The following is an 8,456-nucleotide window of genomic DNA, read 5'->3' on the forward strand; positions in this document are numbered from 1 at the left end:
TGGACAGCGCCGGATGCCCGAGGCAGGGCTCCTCATCCAGAGCCAGCAGCGACAACACACCACCCAACTCAGGCACGTCGGCGACCGTCTTACGCAACCGCTCCCCCAGCGCCCCGGCGTCGAGGTCCCCCTCGCCCACCGTCAGCGACACCACACCCGCACCATGCCGCTCAAGCCCGGAGACCACCCCCGCCACCAGCTCATCCCCGGCACGCGACGCCGGAACCACCACCAGCCAGGTCCCCGACAACGACCCACCGGCCACATCCCCAACCGGCTTCCAGGACACCCGATAACGCCAACCATCAATCGTGGACTGCTCACGGCTGCTCCGGTGATACGCGGACAGCGCGGGCAGCACCGCGCTCAGCGGTGCGTTGCCATCGACGTCGAGCGCCTCGGCGAGCGCTTCGAGATCCTCGCGCTCGACCGCTTCCCAGAATCGCGCGTCCACCGAATCCGCGCCGGTCGAACCGGCATCCCGGCCTCCACCGGCAACGGTTGTCTCCGGCCAGAACCGCTCGCGCTGGAACGCGTAGGTGGGCAGCTCCACCTTGCCGGCACCGCGGCCGGCGAATACCGGTTCCCAGTTCACCGTGGCACCGTGTGCGTGCAATTCGGCCAACGCCGTCATCAATGCCCCCGCTTCGGGGCGCTCCTTGCGCAGCACAGGGACCAGCATTGCCGCCGAAGCGTCCTCTGCATTTTCCGCAAGACAGTCCTGGGCCATCGCGGTGAGCACACCGTCGGGCCCCACTTCCAAGAACCTGGTCACACCCAACGCCTTAAGCGAACGTACCCCATCCGCGAACCGAACCGCCTCACGCACATGCCGAACCCAATAATCCGGAGAACACGTCTCCGCCTCCGATACCAGCCCACCGGTGACATTGGACACCAGCGCCATGGTCGGCGGTTCAAAAGAGACCTCACGGACCACGTGGCCGAACGCGTCCAACATACTGTCCATGAGGCAAGAGTGAAACGCATGAGAGACCCGCAAACGCCTAGTCTTTGTCCCCTTCGCCTTCCATGTGTCCGCCACCTCCTGGACCGCTTGCGTATGGCCCGCGATCACCACGGCCGACGGACCGTTGACCGCCGCGATGCTCATCTCGTGCTCGCGACCGGCGAGTGAGGCGGCGACCTCCTCCTCGGATGCCTGGATGGCCACCATCGCGCCACCCTCCGGCAACGCCTGCATCAGACGGCCGCGGGCCGCGATCAGCGTGCACGCGTCCTCCAGCGAGAACACCCCGGCCACATGGGCGGCGGCGATCTCCCCGACCGAGTGGCCGATCAGCACATCCGGGGTGACACCCCAGTGCTCCAGCAGCCGGAACAGCGCCACCTCGATGGCGAAGAGCGCGGGCTGGGTGAACGCCGTCCGGTCCAGCAGCTCGGCATCCGCGCTGCCCTCGGCCGCGAACATCACATCCCGCAGCGGCCGGTCCAGCAGCACATCCAGGTACGCGCACACCTCGTCCAGCGCCTGGGCGAACGCCGGGAACGCCTCGTACAACTCCCGGCCCATGCCCAGACGCTGCGCACCCTGGCCCGAGAACAGGAACGCCGTCTTACCGCCCGGCACCCCCTGCCCCTGGACGACCCCGGAGGCGATCCCGCGCCCGGCCACGGACTCAAGGCCACGCAGAAGGGTCTCCCGGTCCTCCCCGATGACCACGGCACGGTGCTCGAACACCGACCGGGACGCCAGCGAATACCCCACGTCCAGCACGCCGAGGTCGCTCCGGGCCGACACATGCGCGGCGAGCCGCTCGGCCTGCGCCCGCAGTGCCTCCTGGCTCTTGGCCGAGACCAGCCACGGCACCACGGCCGTCGACTCGACCGTCTCGGGAGCGGGGACCACGGTGTCCGGAGCAGCGGTCTCCTCGGCTGCCGGAGCCTGCTCGATGATGGTGTGGGCGTTGGTCCCGCTCAGCCCGAACGAGGAGATACCCGCCCGGCGCGGCCGACCCGTCTCCGGCCACGCGGTGGCCTCCGTCAGCGGACGCACCTCACCCGTCGACCAGTCCACCTCCCGCGACGGCTCGTCCAGGTGAAGGATCTCCGGCAACACGCCCTCACGCATCGCCATCACCATCTTGATGACACCGGCGACACCGGCGGCCGCCTGCGTATGACCGATGTTGGACTTGATGGCACCCAGCCACAGCGGCCGCCCTTCGGGCCGCCCCTGGCCGTAGGTGGCCAGCAGCGCCTGCGCCTCGATCGGGTCACCCAGCGTCGTGCCCGTACCGTGTGCCTCCACGACGTCCACATCGGCCGCCGACAGACGGGCACTCGCCAGCGCCTGCCGGATCACCCGCTGCTGCGACGGGCCGTTGGGCGCCGTCAGACCGTTGGACGCACCGTCCTGGTTGATCGCCGAGCCTCGCACGATGGCCAGCACCGGGTGGCCGTTGCGGCGGGCGTCCGACAGCCGCTCCACGAGGAGCATGCCCACACCCTCGGACCAGCCCGTGCCGTCCGCCGCGTCCGCGAACGGCTTGCACCGGCCGTCGGGGGCGAGCCCGCGCTGGCGGCTGAACTCCACGAACGCACCCGGCGTCGACATCACCGAGACACCACCGGCCAGGGCCAGATCACACTCGCCCTGGCGCAGCGCCTGCATGGCCATGTGGAGTGCCACCAGCGACGACGAGCACGCGGTGTCCACCGTCACCGCGGGTCCCTCGAGACCGAAGGTGTAGGAGATGCGGCCCGACACCACGCTGGCCGCGCTTCCCGTGCCCAAGTGGCCTTCGAGGTCGCCCTGCGCGTCCACCCACAGCCCGGCGTAGTCCTGGCCGTTCGTGCCGACGAACACACCCGCCCGGGCGCCCCGCAGCGACTCGGGGGCGATACCGGCCCGCTCGAACGCCTCCCACGACGTCTCCAGCAGCAGCCGCTGCTGCGGATCCATGGCGAGCGCCTCACGCGGCGAGATCCCGAAGAACCTGGCGTCGAACTCCGGGGCGCCGTAGAGGAATCCGCCTTCCCGCGCGTAGGACGTGCCGAGCCGCTCGGGGTCCGGGTCGTACAGCCCGTCGAGGTCCCAGCCGCGGTCGGCGGGGAACTCGGAGATGGCGTCGCCGCCCTCGGCAACCAGCCGCCACAGGTCCTCCGGCGTATGCACATCCCCGGGGAAGTGGCAGCTCATCGCCACGATCGCGATGGGGTCGTGGTCCACGGCCACCGCGCTCGGCGCGATGGCGTCGAGGGCCGGCTGGGCCGTGCCGAACGCCTCGGCGTCCAGGTAGTCGGCCAGTTCGGCGGCGGTCGGGTAGTCGAAGACCAGCGTCGCCGGAAGGCGGAGGCCGGTCGCGAGGTCCAGCCGGTTGCGCAGCTCGACCGCCGTGAGGGAGTCGAAACCGAGGTCGCGGAAGGCCCGGCCGGGCTCGATCGATTCCGCCGAAGCGTGGCCGAGCACCGAGGCCGCGTGGCCGCGGACCAGCTCCAGCACGGCCGCGTTCCGCTCGGCCGCCGACAGTCCGGCGAGCTTCCCGGCGAAGGTGGCCGCCTCCGCGCCGGACTTGTCGTTGCCCGTGGTCAGGTGCTGGTGCGCTTCGGGGATGTCGCCGACGAGCACGCCACCGCGCGCCGCGGCCAGCGATGGGGCCAGACGCTCCCAGTCGACGTCCGCGACGACGAGCGACGCCTCCTCCTGGCCCACGGCCCAGCTCAGCACGTCCACCGCAAGCGCCGGGGCCATCGCGGACACCGCGCCACCGCGCACCCGCTCCCCGGCGCGACCGCTCGTGGCCATACCGGACTCGGCCCACGGTCCCCAAGCAACCGCCGTACCCGCCAGGCCGGCGCCACGGCGCACCGCCGCCAACGCGTCCAGATACGCGTTCGCCGCCGCGTAAGCACCCTGCCCCGCACCGCCCACCACACCGGCGAACGACGAGAACATCACGAAGGCGTCCAGCTCCAGGTCCGCCGTCAGCTCATGCAGCAGCCGCGCACCCTCGACCTTCGCCCCCAGCACCCGAGCGAGCTGGTCAACGGTCAGACCATCGAGCACACCGTCATCCAGCACACCGGCCGCGTGCACCACACCACGCAGCGGGAAGCGCTCGGGAATCCCCGCGACCACCTCGACCAGCGCATCCCGGTCGGCGGCGTCACAGGCCGCCACCGTCACCTCGGCGCCGAGTCCCTCCAGCTCAGCCCTCAGCTCGGCGGCACCCTCCGCCGCGAGACCGCGACGGCTGGTCAGCACCACATGCTCGGCACCCTCGCGCACGGCCCAACGCGCCACATGCGCGCCCAGGGCACCCGTACCACCGGTGATCAGCACCGAGCCACTCGGCCGCCACGCCTCGCCGCCCGTCGACGCCGCGCGCACCAGCCGTCGGCCGAACACCCCGGAGCCGCGGACCGCCGCCTCGTCCTCGCCACTCTCGGCGGAGAGCACACCGGCCAGCCGCGCCACCGCGCGCTCGTCCAGCGTCTCGGGCAGATCGACGAGACCGCCCCAGATCTGCGGGTGCTCCAGGGCCGCGACCCGGCCAAGGCCCCACACCTGCGCCTGCGCGGCGCTCGCGAGCCGGTCGGAACGCCCCACCGACACCGCGCCCCGCGAGGCACACCACAGCCGAAGGCCCACGTCCAATCCCGCAGCGGCCTGCACCAACCGCAGCGTCAGCGCGAGTCCGGCCGCGACCGTCGGCTCCCCGGCAGACGGCTCCTCGTCCAGGGCGAGCAACGACAGCACACTCGCCTCGGACTCATCACCCAGCGCGCCCAGCAGCGCCTCGGCGAGGCCATCGCGGTCCGCGTCGGCGTCAACCGCCACCGGTACGACACGGGCGCCGGACTTCTCCAGCCCCTGAGTGATCGTTCCGGTGATCTCGCTGTCCGCGAGTGAGGCGGGCACCGCGAGCAGCCACGTACCCGACAGCGAACCAGCCGTCGCATCCGGGACCGGCTTCCACGAGATCCGATACCGCCAGCCGTCGACCGTGGCCCGGTCACGCTGCTGACGACGGTACGAGGACAGCGCGGGCAGCAACTCGCCCAGCGAGCCACCGCCGTCGACGTCCAGCGCCTCGGCCAGCGCCTCCAGGTCCTCGCGCTCCACCGCGTCCCAGAAGCGGGCGTCCACACTGTCCGCGGCGGAACCACCCGGCGCTCCGCTCGTGTCCTCCAGCCAGTAGCGCTGACGCTGGAAGGCGTACGTCGGCAGCTCCACCTTCCGCGCACCGCGCCCGGCGAAGACCTGCTCCCAGCCGACCGTGACACCGTGGACATGCAGCGCGGCCAGCGCCGCCGTCAGCGCCTGGACCTCCGGGCGGTCCTTGCGCAGCCCCGGCACCACGACCGAAGCCGAGCCCGCGTCCGCCGTCAGGCAGTCCCGAGCCATGGCGGAGAGCACACCGTCGGGGCCGACCTCGACAAACCGGGTCACGCCCAGCTTCTCCAGAGCTCGTACACCGTCCGCGAAGCGCACGGCCTCGCGCACATGCCGCACCCAGTACTCCGGCGAGCACACCTCGGCCGCGTCCGCCGCCTCGCCCGTCACGTTCGACACCAGGGCGATGGACGGCGCCTGGAAGGACAGGCCGGAGACAACGCCGCGGAAGTCGTCCAGCATCGCGTCCATACGCGGCGAGTGGAACGCATGGCTCACCCGCAACCGCCGCGTCTTACGCCCCTGCTCCGCCCACTGACCGGCGATCTCCAGCGCCGCCGCCTCATCACCCGCGATGACCACGGCCGTCGGACCGTTGACGGCCGCGATGCTCACCTCGGCCGCACGCCCGGCCAGCGAGCCCGCGATCTCCTCCTCGGAGGCCTCGATCGCGACCATCGCGCCACCCTCCGGCAGCGCCTGCATCAGACGGCCACGCGCCCCGACCAACGTGCACGCGTCCTCCAGCGAGAACACCCCGGCCACATGCGCGGCCGCGATCTCACCGATGGAGTGACCGATCAGCACATCCGGGCCGACACCCCAGTGCTCCAGCAGCCGGAACAACGCCACCTCGACCGCGAACAGCGCCGGCTGGGTGAACGCCGTCCGATCCAGCAACTCGGCGTCCGCGCTCCCCTCCGCCGCGAACACCACCTCCCGCAACGGACGATCCAGCACCACATCCAGATGCGCACACACCTCGTCCCACGCATCGGCGAAGGCGGGGAACGCCTCATACAGCTCGCGCCCCATGCCCAGACACTGCGCACCCTGGCCCGAGAACAGGAACGCCATCAGGCCCGATGGCGCCTCGACGCCCTGCACCACTCCCGGGGCCACGTCACCGGCCGCGACAGCCTCGACGCCGCGCAGCAGTTCCGCACGGTTCGCACCCGAGATCACGGCGCGATGCTCATGCACCGAGCGCGAGGCCACCAGTGAGTAGCCCACATCCAGCGTGCCGAGCTCGGCACGCTCCAGCAGATACGACCGCAGCCGCTCGGCCTGCGCACGCAGAGCCTCCGCGCTCCGGGCGGAGAGCGCCCAGGGCACGATGCCCTGATCGTCGGCCGGGGCCGCCGGGGCAGGCTCCGCCTCGTCCGCCACCGGGGCCTGTTCGATGATGGTGTGCGCGTTGGTACCACTGACACCGAAGGCGGAGATGCCCGCCCGGCGCGGATGCCCGGTCTCGGGCCACTCCGTCGCCTCCATCAGCAGCCGCACCTCACCCGCCGACCAGTCCACCTCGCGCGACGGCTCGTCCACATGCAGCGTCCGCGGCAGCACCCCGTGCCGCATCGCCATCACCATCTTGATGATTCCGCCGACACCGGCAGCGGCCTGCGTATGGCCGATGTTCGACTTGAGCGCGCCCAGCCAGAGCGGACGGCCCTCCGGCCGCTCCTGGCCGTACGTCGCCAGCAGTGCCTGCGCCTCGATCGGGTCGCCCAGCGTGGTGCCCGTGCCGTGCGCCTCCACCACGTCCACCTCGGCGGCCGGCACTCCGGCGTTGGCGAGGGCCTGGCGGATCACCCGCTGCTGCGACGGGCCATTGGGCGCCGTCAGACCGTTGGACGCACCGTCCTGGTTGACCGCAGAGCCCCGCACGATCGCCAGCACCTGGTGACCGTTGCGCTGAGCATCCGACAGCCGCTCCACCAGCAGCATGCCCACACCCTCGGACCAGCCCGTGCCGTCCGCGGCGTCCGCGAACGGCTTGCACCGGCCGTCGGGGGCGAGCCCACGCTGACGGCTGAACTCCACGAACGCGCCGGGCGTGGCCATCACCGTCACACCACCGGCGAGCGCCATCTCGCACTCGCCCTGGCGCAGCGCCTGCGCCGCCTGGTGGAGGGCGACCAGCGACGACGAGCACGCCGTGTCCACCGTCAGCGCGGGCCCCTCCAGACCCATGGTGTAGGAGATGCGACCGGATACGACCGATGTCGCGTTGCCGGTCAGGATCTGCCCTTCCAGCTCCCCGGCCGCGCCGTCGTGCCCGACCCCGTAGCCCGAGGTCGCGGCGCCCACGAACACGCCGATCTGCCGGCCACGCACGGACATGGGAGCGATACCGGCCCGCTCGAACGCCTCCCAGGACGTCTCCAGCAGCAGCCGCTGCTGCGGATCCATGGCGAGCGCCTCACGCGGCGAGATCCCGAAGAAGCCCGCGTCGAACTCGCCCGCCTCGTGCAGGAAGCCGCCCTCGCGCGAGTAGAACGTGCCCAGCCGCTCGGGATCCGGGTCGTACATCCCGTCGACGTCCCACCCGCGGTTGGACGGGAAGTCGGAGATGGCGTCGCCACCGCCGGCCACCAGCTGCCACAGGTCCTCGGGGCTTCCGACACCGCCGGGGAAGCGGCAGCTCATCCCGACGATCGCGATCGGGTCGTCATCGGCCGGAGCCACCGCCGCCGACGGCGCCGCCACCGCACCCTGCGTCCCCAGCACCTCGGCACGCAGATGGTCGGCCAGCACCGTGGCACTCGGGTAGTCGAAGACCAACGTGGCCGGCAACACCAGCCCGGTCTCCGCGTTCAGCCGGTTACGGAACTCCACCGCCGTGAGCGAGTCGAAACCCAGCTCCTTGAACGCACGCGCAGGCTCAACGACCTCCGCACCCGCGAAGCCGAGAACCGCCGCGGCCTGGCTCCGCACGAGTTCCAGCAGGGTCCGGTCGACCTCGGCCGCGGTCAGCCCCGCCAGACGTGCCCGCAGACCCGTGGAAGCGTCGCCCGCCTGGCCGGGCGAGCCCGCACTGTCGAGCGCCCTCCGGACCTCGGGCAGATCACTGATCAACGGGCTCGGGCGCTCCGAGGTGAACACGGGGGCGAATCGCTCCCAGTCCACATCGGCGACCGTCAGCACACCGTCGTCACCCGCGACCGCTCCCTGTAGCGCGGCAAGGGCCAGCGTCGGAGGAATGACCGCCAGGCCACGGCGGACAAGCTCTGCTTCCATCCCCTCCGCGGTCGCCATGCCGCCCTCGGCCCAGGGGCCCCAGGCCACGGCGGTACCGGCGAGACCCCGGGCC

The 8,456-nt window shown here is 71.7% G+C and carries 1 protein-coding gene; it reads right to left on the reverse strand.

The features are described 5' to 3' along the window. Nucleotides 1-8,456: type I polyketide synthase (locus GWI24_RS35430; protein ID WP_210950136.1), on the reverse strand; the 8,456-nt coding region annotated here is incomplete at both ends.

This window comes from Streptomyces sp. MK37H, from assembly GCF_018035285.1.
Classification (GTDB): Bacteria; Actinomycetota; Actinomycetes; order Streptomycetales; family Streptomycetaceae; genus Streptomyces; species Streptomyces endocoffeicus.